Genomic DNA, 25,052 nt, shown 5'->3' with positions numbered 1-25,052 from the left:
CTCATTTTCCATTCTCACTCCTTGGACACATATCGAGCCTCATCCAGTTCCAGCAATCGCACGACACCACCCCCCTCACCACCACCTGATGACGGCCTCCTGCGGGTTGGTGGTGTGGCTGACCACCCTCTCCAGCTGGCCCGTGAGCAGCGAAATCAGGAAGAGGACTATCATGACGGCGACCAGAATCGCCAGAACTCTCCACCTGAGCGCCACCAGCCTCCTCTGCGCCGCCCTCAGGCCCTCCCTGTCCCGCGGGACTTCCTCCATCGCGCGACTCCCGACTAAAAGGATTCCCCGGGCTCGGACGTGGAGGGGTGTGCGTGTCCCGAAGTAGAGAATCAGGAAGAGGCCCGCGAAAGAGCCGGCCGCGACGATGAGGGTCGCGGCGCTCGAGACCCCCGCGGCCCTCTCGGGGTCCCGGACCCTGACAGTGTAGAGGCCGGTGCGGAAGGTCTCGCCGGCCGTGTCAACAGACTCCAAGTAAATTATATAACTCATCTCGCGCTGGCGGGGGGGAAGGGAGCCCTTATAAAAGTCTCCCCCGACCGGTTCCATGGTAGAGCTCCTCCATGTCCTGTTGTCCGCGCTGTAGAAGAGCGTGACCGAGCCGACCCCCCTGCGGGAGCTAACGCTGACGAGCAGAACCGTCTCCCTCCCCACGACCGGCCTATGCGGGAAAATCGGTGATGAAATCGCGGCACCGGAGGCTATCGTCACCTCGGCCGGGGAGGTCACGTTGATGCTGTCGCCGGCGTCGTTCGTGCCTGTGATTCTCACCGAGAGGTTGTAAGTGCCGAGGCTGGAGCCCCTCACCTCCCATCGCGGGGTTATCCATGTCAGGCCCCCGCCGGGCTGCGCCGCTACCGTCCCCTGAGGATGGCCGGGGCTGGTCAGCCACTGGACGCGAGGTCCGTCGACAAGGGTAAAGTTCTCCGGAAGGATAAGCTCGGCCCTCATTTCCCGGCCGTAGACCACATAGCAGCACGCACCCCCGCAGCCCACCCTGGCCGTAACCACTATCGGCAATTCCGGGCCCTGAATCGACGGCTCGGGCTCGACCCTGAGCTCATAGACCACGAGCTTTGGAGCGGCGCTGGCGGTCGGTGGCAGAAGCGCGAGGGCGGTCAGACCCATCGTGGCCATCAGGGCCACGGCCCGCTGGAGTCGTCTCCCCTTCACAGCCCCGGTTCCCCCCTATTCGCCCCCTCTCAATCTCCCGCCGGCAAGCGCGGCTGCGACGACCAGCGCCGCCAGAAGACCGACGAGCTCGAAACCGGGGCCTGGCTTCGGCTTCTCCTTCACCCTGAGCTCCACGCCTTTTCCTGTGGCGAGGACCGTTTTCAGGGTTCCCTCATAGTCCCCCTTCGTCGCCTTTATTGTGTAGCTGAAGTCCGTCCTTTTACCATCATTGTCGATTCTGTAGCCGGTGAGCAGAAGCGGAGCCCCGGTCGTTCCGTCGTCCCCGGTCTTCCCGGAGAACACCTCCCGCCTCTCCTGGTCTGTTATCTTCACGCTCGCTCCGGAGATGGGCCGGCCCCTCGGGTCCAGCACCCTCACGCTCAGGTAGCTCCGCGCCAGAACCTGCCCCATGGTGTTGCCGCTGAATGTGCATCCCGTGACGGACAGGGAGCAGTTGACGGAGTTGATTCCCAAGCCCCCGCAGTCCTTTATCGTGCAGCCCTCGACGGTCACGGTGGAGTTGGAGCAGTTGATTCCGTCGAGCGGGACGCCGCTCAGGGTGGAGTTGCGGACCGTGAGCCTGCAGCCGACGTCGCACCAGATAACATTGTTCGGGCTGGCGCTCAGGTTGCAGTCCTCTATGGTGATTTCGGCGTAGTCGCGGAACCAGAAGCAGTTGTGGCCAGCGCCCGTTATGGTGGTCCTCCGGACCGTGGCCTTTGAGTAAGCGAAGAACTCGACGTTGCAGGCGTCCCTGCTCGGCCCGAAGACGCAGTCCTCCATCAGGGTGGTGCAGTTGGTGGTCTCGTAGTTGTGCCTCCTGCTGTTGTTAACGAAATTGCTCCTGAATGTGACTTCGCAGCCGTCGAAGGCCGCGAAGCCGTGCAGCTCGTTCCCCTCGATTCTGGACCCGATCATCGTGATTCTGCCGCCGCTCACCCACGTCCCGTTCATGAGGCAGTTGCGGATGGTAATGTTGGTCGCGGTGACGGTCGAGGAGCCGTTGACCCAGAGTCCATTCTCCCTGCTCGTCTCGATGACAGTGTCAGAGACGGTCAGCTCGCACCCGTTGTCCATCCAGATGCCGTTCTGATTGGAATCAGTGATGAGGCAGCCGGTGACCGTTGCTCTCGCTCCATCCCTCATCCAGATGCCGTTATGGCCGTTCTTCTGGATGGTGCATCGGGATATGAATGACTTTGTGCCCCTGAAGAACTCCACGTTGCAGGCGTCCCTCGAGGAGTAGACAAGGCAGTCCTCCATGGTGATGGAGGCGTTTGTCGCCTCTACGTTGCGCCTGAAGGCCTCCTTGAGGGTGGTGTTGCGCATCACGAGGTCGCAGTTCTCCGCTATTATGCCCTTGGCGCCGCTGACGATTGTGGAATGCTCGATTGTCGTGTCGCCCTCGACGAAAATGCCCATGGCGCTGTTGTCCGACGGGTTCTCGTAGCCTGCGTACCATATCTCCGAGTCGATGACCCGGAGTGTCCCGCCGGGCATGACGCGGAATGTGTAGGCCTTGGCCCCCGTCGATTTCGTCACCTTGGAGCCATTGCGCAGAGCGAGGCTCGCCCCCCGCTCCACAAGAACGCCGTACCTCCCGTCCACGTCCCCGTTGATTTTTATTGTGGTGTTGCTGAGCTCGAGCGTCCCGCCGCTTCTGACCAGCAGGTTCCCCCTGAGCTCGATGGTTGCGTTGGCCACACTCAGTTCCTCCCGGACCTCCCAGTCGCCGGAGGGCGGGGCCCAGAGGACCTCGAATTCATGGAGGGTCGTGTTGGTCCAGTCCGTACCGTCGGAGAAGGCGAAGGCGTAGATGTGGCTGCCGCCCTTGGCGCTCCAGTTGAGGCTGAAGAGCTTCCCGTCGGTGGTGTCAATGTCGGCCGGGTCATTCTCGGCCATTTGCAGGGCGATGCCATCGAGAATCAGAAGGCTCTCCCGAATTCCATCGCCGTCGGGGTCGGTGCAGCAGGCCCTGAAGACGAGCTGTTCACCGTGGAGGGGGGCCGGGGTCAGCTGGGTCAGGTCCTGAATCACAGGCGCTCCCCTGCCCTCAACAGCCCCAGCGGGTCCGGGCAGAAGGGCGAGCACCATTATAAGTGCAGCGGCTGCCCTTGCTCCATTTTTCATTTTCATCTAATTCCTCCTCTGAAACAGAATTGTATGCGCGCATATATATTTGCGGGCGCGTAAAAGCGCCTACCCCGCCCCCTTAGCTGCCGCCCTCTCCGCGGCGATTCGCGCGGCGCCTATCGAGGTCACTATCTGCGGCATCTCCGGGACCACGAGCTTCACCTTAAGTTCGTCCTCCATCGCCTTCCGCATACCGATGTTCCTCGCAGGACCCCCGTCGAAGAAGACCCTCTCCACCACACCGACCTTCCTCGCCATTATCGCCATCCTCTCCGCCATTGACTTATGGATTCCTGCGGCGATGTCCTCCTTGGGCACCCTGCGCGCGAGCATCGACGCCACCTCGGACTTTGCGAAGACGGTACAGGTGCTGCTGATTGTGACCGGGTTCTTGGACTTCAGGCTCTCCGGGCCGAGCTGGTCGAGTGGTATCTCGAGAACCCTAGCCATGACCTCGAGGAAGCGGCCGGTTCCGGCGGCGCACCTGTCGTTCATTTGGAACTTGACCATGTTCCCCTTTGCATCAAGGGATATTATTTTCGTGTCCTGCCCTCCGATGTCCAAAATGGTGCGTATGCCTTTGTCCGCAGCGATGAACCTCGTTCCGGCAGCGTTGGCCATTATCTCGCTGACGGACTCATTGGCTATCGTGAGCTGGACAAGCTTCCTTCCATAGCCCGTGGAGACGATGTACTGCACGTCCGGCCTCTTCAGCCTCGCCATCTCGAGGGCTCTCTTGAGGCACTCCGCCGCCGCCGCCTCCGCGTCCGCGCCCGTTGGCACGACTGCGTAGCCGACGACCTTACCATCGGCCAGAATTGAGACCTTCGTGTAGGTCGAGCCAACGTCCACTCCAGCGGTTATCACGGCCACCCCTCCACCGCCTGCATCCGCGCCGCGCCGGAGCCCCGCACCATGCACCCGCCGGCCACCTCACCTCACCCCCGCGCTGAGCGCCGCGCCGAGTGCCCCTATGACGTCCGGGTTATCGGGCACATGGAGCGGGACCCCTAGCGCCCCCTCTAATGCTCTCACGGCCCCCTCGTTCCTCGCCACTCCGCCGCCGAAGAAGACCTCCCTCCTGAGCCCGAGCTGGTTGACCATCGTCTTTACCTTGGCCGCCATGGCGTCGAGGAGGCCGGCGATGATGTCCTCCCTGTTCTTCCCCCTCGCGACGAGCGATACCACCTCCGACTCCGCAAACACGGTGCAGGTGTTGCTGATGTTGTGGTGCACCTTCGAGGCGAGCGCGAGCCTCCCAAGCTCCTCAGTCTTTGTGTCAAGCGCCGCCGCCATCACCTCGAGGAAGCAGCCCGTGCCCGTCGAGCACTTGTCGTTGGTCAGGAACTTGACCACCGTCCCCTGCTCGCTCATTGAAATAACTCGAATTCCCTGGCCACCTAGGTCGATAGCGGTCCTCACCTGCGGCAGGAGGTGCCGGGCCCCCTTCGCGAAGGCCATTATCTCGGAGACCTCCTTCGTTGCGAAAGGAATCGCCTTCCTTCCATTGCCCGTCGCCACAATCGCTACCAGGTCCTCCCTGCAGACTCCAGCGGCCCCGCAGCACTCCTCAAGCGCCCCGAGCGCGGCGCCCGCGGCGTCTAGGCCGGTCGGTCTGGTAGCGTGTGCGAGCATTCTGCCATCGGCGAGGAGAACAGCTTTGGTGGCTATTGAACCGACATCAACCCCGGCTGCGGTCATGACGGAAGCACCGATAATGAAGGTTCGATAAATATTTAGTGGAGAATTCCCTCCATCAACCTCTCTTCCGCGCCGCATCTCCCTTTGTCCGGGGCCTTCTCTCTATTTCCTCTTGCGGAGGAGAACTACCGTGGCCGCCAGCGCACTGGCCAGCGCTAGAGCCTCGAACCCGGGGGTGCTACCCGCGCCGCCCCTCTTCGGCGGCTTGAGGATATTTATCATCATCTCTTGTGAATCCGCAACTCCTCCCCTCCCATCGGAGACCGTGACCTTGACCTTGTGGAGCCCCACGGGGAGCTTCGTCAAGAAGCTCTGGCTGGTGGAGACCTCGACGCCGTCTATGAGCCATCTGTAGCTCAGGAGGTCCCCATCGGGGTCCTCGGAGCTCGCCGAGAATGTAAGTTCCTGTGCGGAGGTGTAGTTCTTCGAGGGGTCCGGGGATGTTATGACCGGAGTGGAGGGGGGGCGGTTTCCGTGCCTCACGGTAACGCTCCACGAGTGGGGGACGGAGGCCTTCTCGCCGCCATCCACCCACGCCGTCAAGGTCCAGGTGCCGGGTCCGAGGCCGTTCTCCGCGAGAGCCTTTACCTTAATCTCGAACTTGTCTTCGAACCTCTTCAGGTGGGTGAAGCACTGGTCGATTTCCCAGAGCACGCCGAGCTCGTCGCCGTCCACATCAACAGCGCTGACCTTGAAGGTTAGCTCGTCACCCTCGGTGCAGACCACGTTCCCGCCGGGGAGCCAGTCGGTTATTATCGGTGGGTCATCAACGGAGATAATTCTCACTGGGACGGTTACCTGAATCTCGTCCTGCCCGTCGCTGACCTTCAGGCTAATTGTGAGCTCGCCGTTGAAGTTCAGGGCCGGGGAGAGGGACATTTCGTTCGTCCGGGAGTAGATGGTGACCGTCAGCCCCTGGGGGGACCTAGTGGAGTAGGTCAGCTTGTCGCCGTCCACATCCCCGAAGTATTTATCTAGGAAAATCGTATCGGGAGAGGAGTCTTCCTCAAACTCGATGCTCAGGGGCTCTTTTTGGAATGGCGGGTCGTTGACCGGAGTCACAGTCACCTTGCAATCGTCGAACACGGGGCTGAACATTCCATCGGAGGCCCAGAACTGGAGCACCTCGACGCCGTTCCAGTTCGGGGCCGGGGTTAGGGTAACCACGCCGTTTGAGATTTCCACGTGAATCGACGACGCGCCCTCGCAGCCGAACTCAAGCACGCTGTCGGCGTCGGAGTCCGCGAAGACCTCCTTGAGGTCTATCGAGGAGTCGCTCCCATCCTCCTTTATTGTCACATCTCTGACCGACATCCTGATATATGGTGGGCGGCTGGAGTCCGTCACCAGAACCTCGACGTCATCAGAAACACTCGCCCCTGAGAGGTCCCTGGCCGTGAAGACGATCGTCTCCTTTCCGGACCACCCAGGAGGCGGTCTGAAGAGAACCTTCGTGTCCGCTTTGATTGTGACGCTAATGTTCTCCTGACCAGTGAATGTGTAGGTCAACCTGTCGCCGTAGGGAACGTCGGCATCGTAGAAGACCCTGCTGAGCGTGACGGTGGTTCCGTCCTCCCCGTCCTCGGGGATGGCGAAGTCCTTCATCGGGGCGGCGACCACCGGCGGGTCTGGGACGGGCGTGACGGTCACAGCTACGTCGTCGTAGGCCCTGGTGATACCATCTGTGCACCAGAAGCTAAGCACCTCCATACCGTTCCAGTCCTTGTTCGGGGCTATTGTTACGCGCCCATCGCCGAGAATCTTGACGGTGAAGTGGTTGGGGGTGTTCACGCCGAAGGTGATCGGGTCGTTGTCGGTGTCCTTGAAGACCGTTGCGAGGTTTATGCGTGTGCTGTCCTCGGTGTCCTCCGGCATCTCGAAGTCTGGAATGGGGTTGGCAACGACCACTGGCGGGTCAGGTATATGAACCTTCGTTCTGGTCTTCACATAGACCAGGTCTTTGTCGTTACGGGCGTTGTCGTCCGCGCCGATCATGGCGGTTATTATGGCCGTCTCTCCCTCCCCAGCCCAATCCGGAGCCGTGACGTTTAAATAAGCATTTATCACGACGTTCCCGTTCCCGCACGCCTTGTTATCCACATTGCTTAGATCGTCCCCGGTTCCGCCCGGGCCGGTGGTGTAGGTCGCCCTCCAGCCCGCGGGCACGGTGCCGAGGGAGGCGTAGAGGAAGTAATTCGAGCCGCAGCCCGGGGTGAGAGTCATTTTGATGTGATACTCGTACGACTGTCCAGGTGTTACGGTCTGGGTCGGCGGCTCAAGGGTGACTGTGTTTGGGGACATATTGTTATCGGTCCAGGAGGTGTTCAAGCCCACTACCTCGACCGTCTGCCCATGGCAGGCGGACGCAGGCGCGGCTGTCAGGACTGCAGAGAGTGCAATCACGAGACTTGCGACCACAGCTGTGCCTGTTTTCATATCAACAACCTCAGCTATATGTAATATCATTGTAGTTATTAAAGTTATTAATAAAAATTTTTGTAGGGAATTGTTCATATATGTATCGAATATTTAAAAAGAGAATAGGCCGTTGGGAGGAGGCGTTTAGGAGCATTTCGAGATATGCGCTTCACTCGGTGGGATGCCCCCTCTATTTGTAGCACGCGCCTTCTAGCGGCGCTCCTTATCTGCCTCGCCCAACTCCCACAGCTACCCTCCACTCTGAGCGATACAAGCCTCTCCACATTTTCCAGTGGCGAAGTGGAGGGAATTGCGAGGTTCGGACCTACTGGCGGAAACATCACACCTGTGAGTATCGCGCTTCCCGGCGCAGCCTGCATAAACGTCGCCGGTCTATCCCTTCAGGGCTTGCCCACGAGGAGTTTGGGCGGCAGGACGGACACTGATGACGCGGACTTCCTTGCCTGTGAGAACCTCCGGAACGTGACGGTGCGGGGCGGGAGCGTCTCTCTTGCCCCGGCCTCGGGGCGCTGGGCCCAGAGCACAGATGCCGAGTTCCGATTAGGCCGCTCCGAGAACTTGAACATCTCCGACGGCGTCAGGCTGGCGCGTGGTCCTCTCTACCAGGAGCTGAAGGGGGATCGCGCGGTCTCGCCCACCAATAAGGGGCAATACCGTCCCAGGATCGCCCGCGGCCCTCTCGGCACCTTCATAATGGTCTGGGAAGACTATCGCTCCGGGAGCGACCTGGACATCTATGCCAGATTCTTTTACTCAGATTTCACCTCCGGCCCCGAGATTGCAGTATGCAACGCGCGCGGCCACCAGCACAGTCCCGCGATTACCTCGGACGCTCTCGGGAACTTCTATGTGCTGTGGCAGGACGAGCGCAACGGTGACTTCGACATTTTCGGGAGGAGGTACGACAGATGGGGAAGCCCTGTGGGGGAGGAGTTCGTCGTCTGCACAACGGAGGGGGAGCAGGAGAAACCTTCGGTCACTGCAGGCCCCGGGGGGACTCTCCTCGCCGCTTGGGAGGACTCTAGAAGCGGAAAGACCTACGGAATCAGGGCACGACTCCTCGACTACACAGGTGCGCCTCTCAAGGATGAGATATCCTTCTCGAACGAGCTATTCGACCTGAAGTCGCCCTCGGTCTGCACCGTTGCGGGTGGCTTTGCTATGGTCTGGGAGAACTGGACCAATTCCACTGGCGTCGATATCGATGGCGTCATGCTGGACGGCGCGGCCGTGCCCCTCACCTCCCCTTTCACCATCTGTAATGCCCATGGAAACCAGAGCTCGCCCGCGGCCGCCGCTCTAGGTGATGGGAGGTGGATGGTGGTCTGGGAGGACACGAGAGGAGGGTGCGGGAGCGATATAAAGGCCCGAAGGCTGGAGGCCGATGGGAGCGCCGCTGGCCCAGAGGAGCCGATATGCACAGCTCCTGGCGACCAGCTCCGGCCCTCTATCTCCACAGATGAGTTGCTGGGTGCGGTAGTGGCGTGGGAGGACAGGCGCTCAGGCGGGGCGGACGTATACTTCAAGAGGCTCACCCTCACCTTCGAAACCATCGGTACGGAAGCGCTCGCCTCCGCGGAGAAATGGTCCGAGGAGTCGCCCGCGTGCCTCCTTCTCCCCTCAGGCAACATCACCATCGCGTGGTCCGACTGGAGGGCCGTGCCTCCCGAGCTGCACATGAAGCTCCTCGGCGAGCCGATTTACGCATACACTTCGGGGGAGCTAACTGGTCCCGAGATACCGTGCTTCGCTGCCACGTACGGGTCCGTCTGCCTTTGCATCACTCTCCCTCACGCTGGACGCTCACCCTTCAACACCACGGGCTTCGAACTTGATGTTCTGGACGGGCAAGAGGGGTATGTCCTTCAGAGCGGCCTGAAGACCGGCGACCATGTGATGGTCGACCCCGGCGTGCATGAATCGATACGCCTGCGCATCCGCCTGTGGACAAAGGACGGGAATATCACGCCCGTCCTCCACGCCTGGTCCCTCGGAACGAGCATCGACGAGACCTTCGACGTCCCAAACGGAGGCACATTTTCGGGCACGAGGGTCAGGGATGGAGAGCTCGAGCTAGAGGACGACGGTGTACTCAAAGCCCTAGGCGGGGACGTGGCAGTGAAGTCCGGTGAAACCGACAGCTACCAGGTGGCGGTGGCGAAGCTCCAGGACGGTAGCGGGGACTACGTGGCAGTCTGGCAGGAGGGGTCCGGCCCTTCGGCAGACATCATGGCCCGGAGGTTCTCGAGTTCAGGCGAGCCGGTGAGCGCCGAGATACCTGTATGCACAGCGCCGGGTCTTCAGGAGGAGCCGTCTGTGGCGGTTGACCTGAATGGAGTCATTATAGTCGTTTGGGCGGATAACCGGAGCGGCAGGGACAGGGACATCTATTGCCGCAGGTTCGACCCGTATGGAGTTCCGCTAGGGGTGGAGCTGCTGGTCTGCGGCACGGCCGGGGACCAGACGAGTCCTGAGGTGGCCACTGATCTTCAGAACAGCTTCGTCATCGTATGGACAGACCATAGCCAGGCCTACTCCAGCATTTACATCGCCAAGTACACCCCCGACTGTAAACTCCTCCATTCCGCCACGGAGGTCGCTTGGACACAGCATAACATCCTACAGCCCGCCCTCGCCACGGACGGCTATAACAGAATCATCGTTGCTTGGGCGGACTACAGGGCGGGCACGGGGGGGAACTACGACATCTATGCCGCAATACTGGACCCTGAATGCGAGCCCGTGCCTGGGGGCAGGGAAATCGCGGTCTGTACTCGGCCTGGGGCGCAGTTCAGTCCCGCACTCGCCGTGGACGGCACCGGAAGCTTTATAGTTGCCTATGCCGACGCGATGAACCCCCTAGACGCGAACGTCCTCGCCCGCAGGTTCGACAGGAGCGGGAGCCCAGTTACGGGCGAGCTGGTGATCTCAAGCCAGCCCGGGGACCAGGGCGAGCCTTCGGTCGTATTCGACGACGACGGGAACTTCATCGCGGTCTGGCATAGCCTCGGCGATGGGTTCGACGTTCTGGGCAGGCACTTCGGGCCGTCTGGAGCTCCGTTGGGGCCCGAATTCGTGGTCTGCAATGTGAAGAATGTCGAGGGGGAGCCGGCCGACCAAATGCACCCAGTGATCGCAGGCGGCCCTGAGAATGAATTTGTGGTTGCTTGGGTTGATAACAGACCCAAGTACGATATGGACATCTGGGCGAAGACCTACGGCTTCCCCGGCCACGTCACCAGCGGCACCTACCTGTCTCCCGCCTACGACCTAGTCCACACGCCCCTCTCGCTTGACAATGCGGGCTGGCAAGCATCTTTACCCCCAGGAACCTCGGTCTCGGTATCGATCCGGACAGGCCCGGACGGTTCCAGATGGTCTGACTGGGAACCCGTTCCTGCCTCATCAGGCCCTCTCTCTACCCCTCCCGCCCGCTTCGTTCAGTGGGCTCTGGTCCTCTCCACGGCGGAGAAGACGTTTACCCCGAGTGTGGAGTCTTTTTTCGTCCGCTACACCACGTATGCTACAAACGGTTCCCTCACTTCCCCCCCATTGAATCTCACGTTCTCCGTGGACGAAGTCGCCGTGAGCTGGAGAGCCTCGCTCAACGGTGGGGGGCTGGTAGTGGAGGCGAGCGTGGACGACGGCGCAACGTGGATGAGTAGCAACAACGGCGCTCCAGCATCCGTGAGGGGGCTGAGCCCCCGCCCCGTACTGCGTTACAGGGTCTTCATGTACAGCAACGGCTCATCGAGTCCGGTGCTCGAGGAAGTGAACATCTCTTGGTTACTCGAGAGCTGCCCTCTCGACCCCTGGCTCGATATCGGCGGGGACGGGTCGAGAGAGTGGAGCTTCGAGGGCAGGTTCAACCAGACCGTCAGGCTGAACAGGCTGGAGGATGTCCTCAATGGCCTTCTCGCGGCGTCGGGCGCGACCGGAACGGTGCTCCTGCCCGTCGTCCTTCATTCCTCGGCCGCGGGGCTCATCAAGGTCTTCGACCTTGTCATCAACCTGAACACCCCGCCAGAGATTCTGAGCTGGAGTCCGGAGGCGGGCGAGCTGGAGATTATAGAAGGGGAGAGGGTCAGCTTCTGGGTCGAGGCCCGCGACCGGGACGGAGACGCACTGAGCTACGTCTGGAGCGTGAACGGCCGGCCCTTGGGAAAGAGGGGGGACTTCCTCTTCACCACGGACTTCTCCTCCAGAGGAACCTATGAGATCAGGGCCGAGGTCTCGGACGGCCCCTCCGCCGTCAACCGCACCTGGACGGTGAGGGTTCTCAACCTGAATCGCCCGCCGGAGCTCAATTGGTTCCCGGAGGGGAGGGTGGTGATTAACGAGACCGAGAGCGCGACCTTCTGGGTAGTGGTTGCAGACCCTGACGGCGACAATATTTCGGTGGTCTGGCTTCTGGACGGTAGTGTCGTTTATTCCGGAGCCGTCTACGAATACTCGACCGGATACGAATCCTCCGGAGAACACAAGGTTTCTGTCCTTGTCTCCGACGGGGAGGCGGTGGTCGGACACAACTGGAGCGTGACGGTGTTGAACAGGAACAGGCCGCCCGGAATCGTCTCATGCATCCCGGAGCGCGCTGTGGAGGTGAGGTTGAGAAGAGGGGCCACCGCGAGCTTCAGCGTGGAGGCAGTGGATCCGGACGGGGATGAGCTGAGATTTGCGTGGAAAATTAATGGAAGGACAGTGCAGGGAGAGGATAGGCCGGTCTTCGTCTGCGGGAGGGGGCTGGAGCCCGGGGTCTACACGGTCTCTGTGGAGGTCTCGGATGGCCTCGCCTCTGTTTATGGTCATTGGAGCTTAAGGGTGGTTCCGGGCGGGGGCGCGGCCACGGGCGCGGGGGCGCCTGCCCTTCTTCTCGCTGCGGCGGGTGGATTGGCCCTCGTCGCCGTTGCTCTAGTCGCCCTCCTCCGCACCAGGCAGAGGCAACGAGGCCCTGACACCCGGCCGCGGCGTTCCGAGCGATGACACGGCCCGGACTAATGTGCCCTCTCGGGGTCCGCCCTATCCAGGACCTTCGGGAGCAACAATCTACATATCCTTTGATGCCCATCAAAGCCCTGTGGAGCAGCTCGGTGTGGTTGGGAAGCCAAATGTGGGCAAGTCGACCTTCTTCGCTGCAGCCACTCTCGCCCCTGCGCAGATAGCCAGCTACCCTTTCACAACCATCGAGCCCAACAGGGGCGTGGGTTTCGTCAGGGCCCGCTGCCCTCACTCAGACTTCGGAGTCCTCTGCAGTCCCAGGAACTCGAGGTGTGAGGGTGGAGTGAGGTTCGTCGCGGTGGAGATGATCGACGTCGCGGGTCTTGTCCCTGGGGCTCATCAAGGGAGGGGGATGGGCAACAAGTTCCTCGATGACCTCCGGCAGGCGAGCGCGCTGATTCACGTCGTTGACGCAAGTGGCTGCACAGACGCCGACGGCAACATCTGCCCTGGAGGCCGCGATCCCGTGGAGGATGTACGCTTTCTTGAGAGAGAGCTCGACCACTGGATAGTGGGCATTGTTGGGAAGGGGTTCGAGAAGCTCGCTAGGCGGGTCGAGAGCGAGGGGACGAAAATCGAGTCTGTTCTGGCGGAGAAACTCGCGGGCCTGGGAATGACGGAGGTGGGAATCAAGCTCGCCCTTAAGCGTGCCCCGATACCCGAGAGACCCGCTCAGTGGACGACGGAGGACCTCCTCGCCCTCGCGGCGGAGCTTAGAAGGCAGAGCAAGCCGATGATAATAGCGGCCAACAAGGCCGACGTGGCGCCCCCAGAGAATCTGAAGCGGTTGATGGAGCTCCCGGACCACCTCGTTGTGCCGACTGCGGCGGAATATGAACTGGGACTCCGCAGGGCGGCGAAGGCGGGCTTAATACAATATACACCAGGCGCGCGCGAGTTCTCCATTCTCGAGCCCTCCAAACTCACTCCCGCCCAGAAAAAGGGTCTGGAGAGGGTTCAGGAGTTTCTCTCCGGGAGCGAGCACGGGACCGGAGTCCAGAAATGCGTGGAGGAGGCCTTCTTCAGGCTACTGGACATGATAGTGGTCTATCCCGTGGAGGACGAGGGGAAGCTCACGGACAAGGACGGGCGAGTCCTACCAGACGCCTTCTTGATGAAGCGCGGCAGCACCGCTAGGGACCTGGCCTTCAAGGTCCACACAGAGCTCGGAAAGAAATTCATAAGGGCCATCAACGCCCGGACAAGGCGAGTCGTAGGGGCAGACTACACCCTCCAGGATGGCGATGTGATAAAAATAGTGGCTGGGACCTAGCACAGCTCCGCGCCACGCCCGGAAATTTACCTTAGCGAAAGGGGCAGCGCGCGCTGGGCCGAGACCGAGAGGAAGCCTCGCCCCACGAGCAAAGGTGCCGGGGCGTTGAGAACTGGCTACTCTCTCTCGGCGGCCAGCTGCTCCCTCGCAGCCTGTATTGCCGCCTGAACGCGCTTGTCATCTGTCCGCCAGACCCTTCTTTCGAAAGCCCTTTCCCTGACCAGCTTTAGGAACCTCTCGCTGAACTCGCGGAAGTAGGAGCCGTAGATATGGTAGGAGTCGCTGATATCCACGTACCTCCCGACCGCAACCCCGCAGCCCATCCTCCTCCCGAGCTCCTCCGCGAGCCAACGCTGCAGGTCGGTCAGGGCGTAGATGTTCATGAAGGCGGCCTTGTAGGCGTCGCGCGAGCGCCAGTGTGTGTTCATGTTCAAGAAATATTTCACCCTATCATCCATGGAGGAGGGCGGAGAGGGCCCCGCGGGCACTAGCCTGCACCAGAGCCTCTGGAGGCATGGTGGGTCGTCTGTCGAGGGGTCGGCTGTCGGGATCCATGTGATCGCCTGTGCCCGGCGCGAGTGGGGTGATTCCGAGAGCTTTCGGACGATGTACTCGAGCTGATTGACGGGCCTGAATGGGCTCCTCACGGTCGAACTAGACAGATCCTCCACCGGGGCATAGGCGCAGAGCCTCTGGTGGTATGTGTAGGTCCACTTGCCCTCCTCGGGCTTTATCCAGTGGTCATGGACGCCATAGAGTACCTCCTGCCTATACTTCTCGAGGTCCTCGATGCCGCCCGGAAACGCCAGGTGGATGCGGGGCTCGGCCATCGGGTCCTCAACAACGATGATCATCGTGGCGTCTCGGCTGGGCTCGTCGCCCTCCCTGTCATACTCGGTCCTCATCCTCGCGCCCCTCTCCCAGAGCAGAAGGACGCTCCTCTCCCACGCCTCAGGGACGGTCCTCCCCCTCGCCTGGAGGACCGGGATCTCTCCCTCCCTCGCACGGAATTCCTCGTCGCCTCCCTCCATCCTCCACCCTCACCCCGAAGGTATTCCAGACAACATATGTCCCATCCAACCTCTCCCTTTTTGTTCTCTTCCACGCGGGTCCCGCGACCCCACCCCCTGCATCATCCCTTCTTGCAGTAGCGGTCCTCCCCCCCTATTTTCCGACAAGTTCCCTCGCCTTGTCCACGGCAAGTGCAGCATCTGGCGCGTAGCCGTCCGCGCCCGCCTTCTCCGCGAAGGCCTGAGTCACCGGAGCCCCACCGACCATCACCTTGACTCTGTTTCTTAGACCAGCTGCTTCTAGGGCCCGTATCGCTTCGGGTATTCTTGGAAGGGTTGTGGTCAGGAGCGTGGACATTGCGAGGATGTCCGCACCCTCCTTTTTCACCACCTCCACAATTCTTTCAGGAGGCACATCCGTGCCTAGGTCGATGACCCTGAACCCGGCGCCCTCGAGCATCATCGCAACCAAGTTCTTGCCGATGTCGTGGACATCGCCCTTCACAGTGCATATCACGACCGTGCCCTTCCCCGCTTCTTCCGATTTTGTGAGCAGGGGGCGCACGATTCCGAGTCCAGCGTGCATTGCGCGCGCTGACATCATCACCTCGGGTATAAAGAACTCGCCCTCCTTGAACCTCTCGCCGACTGTGTTCATTCCAGCGATGAGGCCTTCGTTGACGATTCTCGATGGTGCGAGACCCCGCGCCAGCAGTGCGCGGACCAGTTCCGTGACCCTCTCCGCGTCACCCTCGATGACGGCGCCGGCGAGTTCCTGGAGGTCCATCGCCCCATAATGTGGGAGGGGGCTATTAAACTTGAGCGGGGGTTTTCTATTAAAAGGGTGGGGAATTCGACCGCGCCTCTCCCCGCCCAGACACGGGCTCTAAACACCGCGGCCCCAATTGAGGCGGTGGAGCTCCCGCGTCCCCAGTCCCCCGAGCGCCCCTGTCGCAATTTCTGGTGAGAGCGAGACGAAACGTTGGTCAATCCGCTTTAGACTAGACTAGCATGCCCTTCTCCTCCTCTTCCACAGCATCAGCGCGACTAGAGCCACGATAATAAGCACGGCGGAGAGAGCTGCTGCGAAGGGGAGGAAACCCCTGCCCTCCCCCTCCCCCTTTTCCCTCACCTCAAGGGTCCGGGAGAGGGAGTTGTTCGCCTCGTCCAGCTCCGCGATTCTCTTGTCGGGGTCGGCCTCGGCCCTGATTTCGTGGCTTCCCCTGATGGCCGTCCAGGAGATTCTCACCTCGCTCTGGTTCCCGGGCCCGAGCTCTCCGACGCTCTTTGTCCCTATTTTGACCGTGCCCCTGAAGAAAGCGACGCTCACATTGTCGGCGGCGTCGGTGCCGGAGTTGCGGACGAGCGCGACTAGCTCGACCGCCTTCCCTTCCGTCGCGTTTTCCGGAGAGAAGACCAGGCTCGCGATTGTGAGGTCGGGCATTATCACGGTAAGGGTGTCTGTGTCGGTTCCTCTCTGGGTCCCAGAGCTCGCGGTGGTCTCCACAGCATAGCTTCCTCCTGCCTCAGGCGCGGTCAAGTTCACGCTGAAAGCGCCCTCGGCGTTCGTTGTGGTTGTACCCGTCGGACCCTGGGGCTTAACAGTCACGGTCACAGAGGCGCCCGTCACTGGTGCGTTCACGATTTTCACCGTCCCGTTGACGTAGAAGAGCTGCGAGGGTCTGCAGCGCTCAGGCTCGAGCCGGGCCGAGACCGTCAGCGACCCCCCGGGCATCGAGACAGTGAGTGTCCTAGAGGCCTCGTTGTTGGCGCTGTTCGCATCCAGCGAGCACTCAAGGACCACCCGAACGGTGTATGTCTTGGGGACGGCAGCGAGCCAGGTCGTCGAGGCGGTGGCGGTTCCGTTGGGCTCGATGTTCGCAATCATCTTGTCGGGGGGATATGGTATGGTGTCGATATAGAACTTCACAGTCACCACCCCCGAGTCGATGTCCCCGAGATTGTGGGCTGTCACATTGATATAGACAACCTCCCCGGTCTGCGGGTAGTCGTTGGAAAAGACGATGTCCTGGGGGGATATTGAGACGTCGGGCTGGTGGGGGCGGGCTGTGAGGGCGGGCGGAAGAAGGGCCAGCGCTACCAGGGCGGCCGCGGTCGTCATGCGCGAGAGGTTACACAGGACTACCACCGGTTCCATGTTATCGCGCCGGGCGATAATAATACTTGTGCAGACAGGGGCTTTTTGGCACGGGCAGGGAATAGAATCGCCCTATCTGTGCGCGAAATACCCCACGAGCCTCCCCAGCTCATTATCGAACCTATCCAGCCTGACGTAACCGAACCTTTCGAACTGGACCAACTTGCCAACCGCCTCGCGGGCCCCAGCCTCCGCCACGCCGCGCCTCCAGCTCCCGTCCTCCATCTGGACCTCGCAGGGAACCGCACTCAGCGCGGCCCAGTGTATAATTCTCGCCCCCTCTTTCAGAATTCCTAGGTCGTCACCGATGTACCGAGCCTCAAACCTGTCCCGGAGCTCGATGTTGCAGAGGTCCTTCAGGCGGAGCCGGGTGCCGGGCTGAAGGGCCTCGACGTCCTCCCTGCACACGAGGACAACCTGCCCACTCAGCGCCTCCGGCAGCTCCGGCCTCGCCGAGAGAAAACTCTCCACCGAGCTTGCTGAGGGCGCCTCGCTCAGCGCCACCCTCCTTAGCCCCCTCTCCGGATGCCCCGGATGCACGGGCGCGTGGCCCTCGAGGGGCGGAGCGCCGGTTATCCACAGCGGCACCGGGTCCCAGACGAAGAAGAACCTGTCCGCCGATTCGTCGACGAGCTGACGGTTGATGGCTTGGAGGTTCTGCCAAGAAAACTGGATGTCGACGTCCTTCGTCCCGACCTCCAGCCAGTACCTTCTGATGGCCTCAGGACGAATTCCTCTCTTCGCAAGTGCTCTGACGGTGCCGAGTCTGACATCATCCCAGCCGGTGTAGATGCCGGCCCTCACGCCCCTCTCGATTTCCGACTTGCTCAGAACAGTGTCCTCGATGCTTATCCGTCCATAGTGGATGTACTCGGGCATCTCCCAGCCGAAGTACCGGAAGATGTAGGCCTGGCGCAGAGTGTTCTTCTGATGGTCCTTGCCCCTGAGCACGTGGGTGAGCCCGAGGGTTCTGTCGTCAATAGCGACGCTGAAGTTCATCAGGGGGTAGACGCAGTATCTGTCGCCAGTGCGCGGGTGTGGGGTATCCACCACCCTCATCCCGACGAAGTCCCTGATGGCGGGGTCCGGGTGGGAGATATCGGTCTTTACCACCAGCGACGCCTTCTCGGCCCTGAAGTGACGGTCGAGCATCAGCTCCCAGAGGTGGAGGTTGGTCTCGCTCGGGGCGTCCCTGTGGGGGCAGGGCCTCGAGGCCTCCTTCAGCCTCCTCCACTCGTCCGGTTCGCAGAGGCAGACATAGGCCGCGCCCATCTCGAGCAATCTGCGCGCGTGCTCATAATATATCTCGAAGCGGTCGCTCTGAATCACCTTTTTCGTGATACGCACGCCCAGCCATTCTAGGTCCTCCGGAATCATGTCGTAGGCTTCTGGCATCACCCTGTCCGGGTCCGTGTCTTCGATGCGCAGGATGAGCTCCCCGCCGTACATGCGGGCATACTCGTCATTCAGTATCGCGGCCCGCGTGTGGCCAATGTGCAGCGGGCCGGAGGGGCCTGGCGCGAAGCGCATCACGACGTTCCCCCTCACATTCTCGAGCGGAGGTAGCCCCCTCTCCGGCCGCCTCCCGGCCCTCTCGCCCCCTTTTCCTACCGCCGCCTCCCGACCCTCTTCCGGAAACTCCCTCGCCAAAGCCTCTCTCTGAGCTTCGGTGCTCAGGCTGTTAACCTCCGCCACGACCTCTCTGACCAGAGGGGCCAGCTCCCTCGCGCGCGGTCTTAGCTCCGGCCTCTCCGACAGAAGTTTTGAGAGCACAGCCTTCTCACTCGCCCGCCCAGAATAGCGCGTGGCGTTTAGGAAGGCGATTCTGCGAGCGAGTCTGCGGTTTTCTTCGTCATTCATGGATAGAGCCAGCGATAAAGCGGCCTGCGGATATTTATTGATTATTCCGCTATTTATAAGGAGCGGACTACTTGAACGAGGATTCTCCTATGACCTTCGTCGTCTGGAAGACGCCGTCGCTGAAGAGGAGGGTGAAGTAGTTGGGGCTGTGGTTACAGCTCCTCAACTTGACGGCCCTTATCCTCCTCTGGATGTTCACGTCGTCCACCTTCTCCATCTTCAGATGGATGATGCCGTCGGATAGGAAGTCCTCGTCGTGCTTGGCGTAGGATTTGGAGTCTGCGGAGATTTCTGATATCAGGAAGGTGGTAATGCCGAGTTCCCTCAGCCACTCGAAGAACTGGAAGAGCTCGGTCCTCGGCTCCTTGAATTGCGCCAGCAGCTCAAGCACCGGCAGGGAGTCGATGACCAGGAGTGAGTAGTCGGTGCTGTTCTTCAGGTTTTCTGCGTACATCTTGAAGACGTGCATCCAGGTCTGGTCGCCAAGCATCTTCAGGTTTTTGCGGATGAGCCCGAGGTCTAAGAGATGGACATAGTCCTCCACCGCGGCGAGGTCCATCCCCAGCCCCTCCATATGGTCCAGCAGAGAGCTCCGGCTCTGCTCCAACGAGATGTACAGGCCCTTGATCTTCTCATTCTTGGCGTTGTTGTAGAGGATGCTGAAGGCCACGGAGGACTTCATCGTCCCGGGCTCTCCGACAATGAGAACAACGCTGCACTCCGGAATTCCACCGTCGAGCTGCTCGTCGAACCCCCTGATGTAGGTCTTTATCTTATTTCGGGCAGTCATCCCAACCAACCCCTGTGTGCCCTCAGAATACCATTTCCCCCATATATAAGTTAGCGTAAACGCTATATGTCAAATAGGACCGTCACCGTGGGGGGATCCTCCCGGACCTCCAGCATGTGGCGCGTGACAGCTTTTATTTCGGTCTTATATGCGTGTCGGGATGGGTCGGCCGGCTCCCCGAACGCTCGGGCCTCGAGCGTTACCCCCTTTTCCCCACCAGAAAGCTCCACGCTGAACTCCGAGAAAAGAACGCCGTTGATTTGGGATAGCGTGAGGAGCCTTGAGAGCCACTCGTGCAGAAGCCCCTTCAGATCCTCTGCGGTAGCTTCGACGGTGAACTCCTGGACGGGCGCCACATCCTCGGGGTTAGTGATGATGCTGAACATCCCCAGGGCTGCGTTCTCGAAGGCTTCGTGTAAGGTTGTCCCGTAGGCCCGGACCCCGACGTCCGCTGTGTGCTCGAGGAGCTCGAACCTCGCCCGTGGCCGCGCACCCCTCCTCCGAGGCGGCTCCATGACGCTCTCGTGCTTTTTCAGAAGCTCAAGAATTCGCCTCCCCTCGGCGGTCTCGGCGCCCCTCCCTTGTCGCGCGTGTGGTGCGGGACCGGCACCCCTTCCTTCCCCGTCTTCCTCGGCTCCCCATTTCTCGCCGCCGTCAGGGCCCCCGTTCGTCCCGAGTGAGCCGAGGTTCCCCTCCTCCGCCCAATCCGCACCCCCATCCAAACCTTTCTCGGCGTTCAGTTCTTCCTCATCCTTATCCCCATCCCTCTCCTCCTCTCTCGCCCTCTTCCTCCGGGACCGCACTCGCCGTCTCTCGGTCATCAGACCGCGTTTGAATTCATTTTCGGACTTAAATCTTATCCGCTCAGCAAATATTAAGAAACCCCTCTGCGTTATCCTCAGTGAAGGGGAAGGCGATGGGTGAGGAGGAGTCTGCCGGGGAAAGGAAGGGCTACTTCGCCCGGAGGAGGGAGAGGCGCTTGGCTAAAGAAGAGGCGAAGCTCGCCGCCGGCGCCAGCGCTCCTGCCGCGCCCCCATCCACCCCCTCATCCCCTCCGCCCCCTGTGGTGCCCGAGACCCGCGTGAGCCTTGAGCTGATGAGGGAAATCGAGCGAAGAATCGACAGAATGGGCGACGTTGAGCGGAGGAGGAGCCTTCTCGAGAGATACGAGGCGAAATACAGCGAGAAGCTGGAGGTCCCCAGCATTTTCCCGCCAGTCGAGGTCGTGGAGGAGAGGCCCGCCGCGGGGAAGGGGGCAGTGGCGCCCAGCGCACCGCCCTCAGTGGCGTCCCCCTCTTCAGCGCCCCCGCCCCCCGCGGAAGCTGCGACGGCGCCACCTCCCCAGCCATCTGCTCCTTCGACACCCGGCGCGCCCGAAAGAGCGCCCCCGGCCCCCGCGCCCCCTCCCACCCCAGCACCCGCCACAATCTCCCTCGGCGAGCCCGCTGGGCCCGCTCCCCAGAAGCCGAAGAAGCCAAGCCCGATCAACCTCAGGAGCTTCTGGAAGTACCTGTGGGACCCCCGGAAGTTCCCCATGCGCGCTCTGGCGAAATACTATTCGCCGGAGAAAAAGGGGGTCGTTCTGGCCGCGACGGTCGTCGATATCCTGATCTGGATTCTGCTCGCCCTGCCCAGATTCATCTTACTTATCTGGCTGGGCTTAATTATTGATTTCGTTAAAAAGAAAAGATCCGCCCGGGGAGCGGCTCCACAATCCCCTGTGGCCACGGATTGAGCGCTCGCCCGATTCTTCCCCGCCCGGCTTTTTCGAATCAAAAGACGCGCCCGCTGGCAGGCCAGCCCCGCTTCTTCCATTGCTCCATCCCTTCAATGCTCCATTCTTCCATTACCCCGCCCACCCACCGCTACGCGCATCCACAGGCCGGCTCCTCCATCGCCCCGGGGTTCCTCCCGGAGCATTATCATCATATTCTCCTCCCCCCACGCCTGAGCCAGTCCCGGCCAATTCTGGAGACAGTGGCCGCGACCTCGGTGAAGCTCGCGGACCTCCCCGACGCGGCCGCCCTCCCCTTCCTGACGCTCTCGATGAGTCCATCAGCGCCGCCCGGGTCGGAGTCGAGGACGATAAAGCACCTACCTAGCTCATAGTAGCGGTGGCAGTCGCTCCCCGCGCTGGCGCCGAGACCGAGCTCCTCGCGGAGCCTCAGCGAGCGCAGGTTCTTGCGCCTTGGGGAGCGGCCGTTGAGCACCTCGATCGCCTCGAAGCGCGCGGAGCGCACTGCCTTCTCGCCAAGTCCGGTGAAGCTCCTGAAAGGGTGGGCCGCTATGGGCATCCCTCCTGCGGACAGAATGGCCTCGACCGTCTCCTCCACGCCCATTCCCTCAGGCACCCTCTCCCTTAGCCCGAGACCTATTATATGGCCCCCCGCGCTCGAAACCTCGATGCCAGGAACGACCAGAAAGCCACGAAGGCCGCGCGCCTCCTCCTCGGCCTCAGCGATGCCCTCCATGGAGTTGTGGTCTGTCAGGGCGATACCGCTGAGGCTAGCCCGCGCTGCCAGCCTGACGAGCTCGGCGGGTCTTACATGACCGTCTGGAGATGATGTGGAGTGCACATGGAGATCATAGCGCCATGAGCGGGGGACCATCGCTCCTCCCCTTACCTGACTCTCGCGCCGCTCGAAATCGATCTCTCAGAGGTCAGGAGGACCCCCTTCTCCGTGACCAGAATCGCCGGAGGGGAGACCATCAGAACCGCTACGCACATGCCCACCCCCAGCCCCTTCGGAGCCCCGACCTCCACAATCCTTCCACCGACCTCTACTTCCGCCCTCCACCCGGCCATCTGCTCCGGTCCCGCCTCCCCCCTCACACCTTTTGTACCTCCCCCCACACCCTCTCCCTCCGCCACCCCTCCTGTCTCCCCCTCTGCGCTCCCCCCATCCCCCGCCCCCCGGACCGACAGAACCGTCCCGGCGCGCATATCGATTCTGCCGAACTCCTTTATGCTCATTGACTTCGCTGGGGTTCCGGGAGGCCTGCCGAGCGCCAGAACCCTCTCGCCGGGCGCCGCGTCGCCCGCGGGAACGACGAGAGCGATTCTCTTTCCACCCTCCTCGTCGAAGGCGAGAATCATCCCATTGGACTCGACCCCTCTGAGCCTCGCGGGCTCCAGGTTTGTGACGACGACCACGCTCCTCCCGGCGAGCTCGCTCTCTCTATAATGCTGCCTCATTCCGGCGACGAGCTGTCTTGTCTCGGTTCCAATGTCCACCTTGCAGATATAGAGCCTGTCCGCCGATGGGTGGGCCGCGACCTCCAGAACCTTCCCCACCCTCAGCGAGGCCCGGTCGAACCACCTACCGCTCTCCAGCGCGGCCTCAGGGGAAGCGGGCTCCCCAGCCTCCGCTCCGCACACCACACCTCCTCCCTCTGCTCCCTTCACCCCCGACCCCTCTTTCTCTCCCTTCACCAAACTCTCTCCTCCAGCTCCCTTCTTTCCCATCCCCTCCCCCGCTCCCTTCATCGCGCTTTCTCCTTCCGCTCTATTCGCTCCCGCCCCCCCTCCCTTAATCACACTCCCTCCTCCAGCTCCTTTCGTTCCCGTCACCACCCCAGCTACCGCTCCTCCGGACCCCTGACTCGCCCCATCACCACCCTCCGCCGACCCCGCCGGGGCGCGCGCCGGAGCCCCAAGAACCTCGTCCAGCTCGAGCTTCCTGAAGAGCGGCTCCGGTTTCGGGAGCCTCCGGCCCTCCGGGAGCTCGCCCTTTCCATCCTCCCAGCGCGCGGCCTCGATGTCCCCCTCCTCCCCGAGCATCGCCCAGAGCCTTCTCGCCGTGAACGGGAGGAATGGCTCCATCAGGACGCAGAGCGCCTTTGTGAGCCTCAGGCAGTTGTGGAGCGCGCCGCCGCACTTAGTCTTGTCCTCGCGAATCAGTTTCCAGGGGGCCCTCGTGTCGATGTACCTGTTGCCGAACTGGGCGAGGTTCATTATCGCCTTCAGGGCGCTCTTGAACTCGCAGGCCTCGAGGTGCCTCTCCACGGCATGATAGGCGGCCTCGACCTCCCTGAAGAGCTCCCTGTCGAGCTCCTCCTCCGCCGCCTGCTCCGGGACCCTCTGGAAGTGCTTGAATGTGAAGGTCAGGACGCGGTTGATGAAGTTGCCCAGCGTGCCGACGAGCTCGTCGTTGTTCTTGCGCACGAACTCTTCCCAGCTGAAGTCGGTGTCGTGGAGCTCGGGCATATTGATTGTAAGGTAGTAGCGCATCGGGTCGGGGTCGAAGCGCGCCAGATAGGCGGGGAGCTCTATGCCCACGCCCCGGCTCTTCGAGAACTTCTCGCCACCGAAGGAAAGGAACTCGTTGGCCGGGACGTCGTAAGGGAGGTTCAGGCCTCCGTAGCCGATTAGAATTCCGGGCCACACGATCGTGTGGAAGGGAACATTGTCCTTCCCGATGAAGTAGTAGTGCCTAGCCGCTGGGTCCTGCCAGAACTCCCTCCACTCCTCCGGCCTCCCCCTCCTCCTCGCCCACTCCTTCGACGCCGAGAGGTAGCCTATGACCGCCTCGAACCACACATAGATTCTCTTGCTCTCATAGCCCGGGAGGGGAATCTCGACGCCCCAGCTCAGGTCCCTCGTGATCGCCCTGTCCCTGAGGCCCTCCCGGAGCCAGTTCCGTGTGAAGTTGATGGTGTTGGGCCTCCAGTGGGTCCTGTCGCGCAGGTAGTCCTCGAGCGCGGGTTGGAGGGCGCTGAGCCTGAGGAAGAAGTGCTCGGTGCGCCTCGCCTCCGGCGCGGAGCCGCAGAGCCTGCACCTCGGCTCGACGAGCTCCGTCGGGTCGAGGGTCCGGCCGCAGGCCTCGCACTGGTCGCCGCGCGCGCCGTCTGCGCCGCAGCGCGGGCACACGCCCTCGACGTACCTGTCGGGCAGGAAGCGGTTGCATCTGGCGCAGTGCAGCGCCTCGACCTCCTTTTTGTAAATATAGCCCTTCTCCAGAAGGGTCCGGAATATGTCCCAGACGACCTCCTTGTGGCCCCGGTCCGAAGTCCTGAAGAAGAGGTCGAATTTTATCCCAAATTTCTCCAGGGTGTCAACGTGCTCCTTGTGATAGGCCTCCGCCACCTCCGCCGGCGTCTGCCCCCGCCTCTCCGCCGTCACCGTAATAGGCGTCCCGTGCTCGTCCGAGCCGGAGACCATCAGGACCCTCCTGCCCCTGAGCCTGTTGTATCTGGCGAATATGTCGGCGGGTAGGAGGGAGCCCGCGGCGTGGCCCAGATGGAGGGAGCCGTTGGCGTAGGGCCAGCCAACGCCGATCAGGATTTTCTCGGGCGCCATCGCCACCGGCGGTGCAACTGTCAGGGGGGAGATAGTTTTATCGCTCCACCATACTGGGGACCCGGGGGCTCATCCCCCGTCCGGAAGGGGTTCCTGAAAGGGCTCCCTCGCGAGGCGCGAGCTGAAATGCCTGTTGTTAAAATAAGAGCGGACCGGAGCTGATTTCCTCGGCCCGGAGAGAATATTTAAATTTTGGCCCAAAAAAAAAA

Annotated in this window: 16 protein-coding genes; 3 read left to right on the top strand and 13 right to left on the bottom strand. The window is 61.8% G+C overall.

Annotation, left to right across the window (positions count from 1 at the left end; genetic code table 11):
* Nucleotides 1-75 precede the first annotated feature (75 nt).
* The 5 genes from QW379_08435 to QW379_08415 form a co-directional block, all read right to left on the bottom strand.
* On the bottom strand, nt 76-1,182 hold the full coding sequence (locus QW379_08435) for a hypothetical protein (GenBank protein MEM2870428.1): 1,107 nt from the start codon (nt 1,180-1,182) through the stop codon (nt 76-78).
* 15 nt (nt 1,183-1,197) lie between these two features.
* The gene (locus QW379_08430; protein MEM2870427.1) at nt 1,198-3,318 is read right to left on the bottom strand and encodes a right-handed parallel beta-helix repeat-containing protein; all 2,121 of its coding nucleotides are present in this window, start codon (nt 3,316-3,318) and stop codon (nt 1,198-1,200) included.
* Between the two features lie 63 nt (nt 3,319-3,381).
* Nucleotides 3,382-4,236 (bottom strand): acyl-CoA dehydratase activase, encoded by an 855-nt coding sequence (locus QW379_08425; protein ID MEM2870426.1) that lies wholly within the window; start codon nt 4,234-4,236, stop codon nt 3,382-3,384.
* Nucleotides 4,237-4,248: 12 nt separating this feature from the next.
* Nucleotides 4,249-5,016, bottom strand: coding sequence for an acyl-CoA dehydratase activase (locus QW379_08420; protein MEM2870425.1), 768 nt, complete (start codon nt 5,014-5,016; stop codon nt 4,249-4,251).
* Nucleotides 5,017-5,118: 102 nt separating this feature from the next.
* Nucleotides 5,119-7,452 carry a tandem-95 repeat protein gene (locus QW379_08415; GenBank protein MEM2870424.1) on the bottom strand — a complete coding sequence of 778 codons (2,334 nt, stop codon included), beginning with the start codon at nt 7,450-7,452 and terminating at the stop codon, nt 5,119-5,121.
* Nucleotides 7,453-7,734: 282 nt separating this feature from the next.
* Between QW379_08415 and QW379_08410 the strand changes: the two genes are divergently transcribed.
* Nucleotides 7,735-12,438 carry a hypothetical protein gene (locus QW379_08410; protein ID MEM2870423.1) on the top strand — a complete coding sequence of 1,568 codons (4,704 nt, stop codon included), beginning with the start codon at nt 7,735-7,737 and terminating at the stop codon, nt 12,436-12,438.
* A gap of 94 nt (nt 12,439-12,532) precedes the next feature.
* A complete protein-coding gene (locus tag QW379_08405) occupies nt 12,533-13,726 on the top strand; it encodes a redox-regulated ATPase YchF (GenBank protein ID MEM2870422.1) in 1,194 nt (397 codons plus the stop codon).
* A gap of 116 nt (nt 13,727-13,842) precedes the next feature.
* On the opposite strand, the gene QW379_08400 is transcribed toward QW379_08405, so the two are convergent.
* The 6 genes from QW379_08400 to QW379_08375 all read right to left on the bottom strand — a co-directional run bounded on the left by QW379_08400 (nt 13,843) and on the right by QW379_08375 (nt 20,365).
* Nucleotides 13,843-14,757, bottom strand: a complete 915-nt coding sequence (locus QW379_08400; GenBank protein MEM2870421.1) for a thymidylate synthase — start codon at nt 14,755-14,757, stop codon at nt 13,843-13,845.
* 133 nt (nt 14,758-14,890) lie between these two features.
* Nucleotides 14,891-15,523, bottom strand: coding sequence for a corrinoid protein (locus QW379_08395; GenBank protein ID MEM2870420.1), 633 nt, complete (start codon nt 15,521-15,523; stop codon nt 14,891-14,893).
* Nucleotides 15,524-15,742: 219 nt separating this feature from the next.
* A complete protein-coding gene (locus tag QW379_08390) occupies nt 15,743-16,885 on the bottom strand; it encodes a CARDB domain-containing protein (protein MEM2870419.1) in 1,143 nt (380 codons plus the stop codon).
* A gap of 81 nt (nt 16,886-16,966) precedes the next feature.
* Nucleotides 16,967-18,754 (bottom strand): glutamate--tRNA ligase, encoded by a 1,788-nt coding sequence (locus tag QW379_08385; protein ID MEM2870418.1) that lies wholly within the window; start codon nt 18,752-18,754, stop codon nt 16,967-16,969.
* 67 nt (nt 18,755-18,821) lie between these two features.
* Entirely contained in the window at nt 18,822-19,544 is a 723-nt protein-coding gene (locus tag QW379_08380) for an ATPase domain-containing protein (protein MEM2870417.1), read from the bottom strand.
* A 62-nt stretch (nt 19,545-19,606) separates the two neighbouring features.
* Nucleotides 19,607-20,365, bottom strand: coding sequence for an archease (locus QW379_08375; GenBank protein ID MEM2870416.1), 759 nt, complete (start codon nt 20,363-20,365; stop codon nt 19,607-19,609).
* A gap of 80 nt (nt 20,366-20,445) precedes the next feature.
* On the opposite strand from QW379_08375, the gene QW379_08370 reads away from it, so the two are divergent.
* Nucleotides 20,446-21,279: a hypothetical protein gene (locus tag QW379_08370; GenBank protein MEM2870415.1), complete on the top strand. Its 834-nt coding sequence runs from the start codon at nt 20,446-20,448 to the stop codon at nt 21,277-21,279.
* Between the two features lie 190 nt (nt 21,280-21,469).
* Here QW379_08370 and QW379_08365 read toward each other — a convergent pair whose 3' ends face one another.
* Both QW379_08365 and metG read right to left on the bottom strand, forming a co-directional pair.
* Complete coding sequence (locus tag QW379_08365) at nt 21,470-22,153, bottom strand: CehA/McbA family metallohydrolase (protein MEM2870414.1); 684 nt, start codon at nt 22,151-22,153, stop codon at nt 21,470-21,472.
* An 11-nt stretch (nt 22,154-22,164) separates the two neighbouring features.
* On the bottom strand, nt 22,165-24,843 hold the full coding sequence (gene metG, locus QW379_08360) for a methionine--tRNA ligase (GenBank protein MEM2870413.1): 2,679 nt from the start codon (nt 24,841-24,843) through the stop codon (nt 22,165-22,167).
* Nucleotides 24,844-25,052 lie beyond the last annotated feature (209 nt).

Source organism: Thermoplasmata archaeon, from assembly GCA_038851035.1.
GTDB lineage: Archaea > Thermoplasmatota > DTKX01 > VGTL01 > VGTL01 > JAWCLH01.
This window is presented reverse-complemented; position numbering and strand designations above follow the sequence as displayed.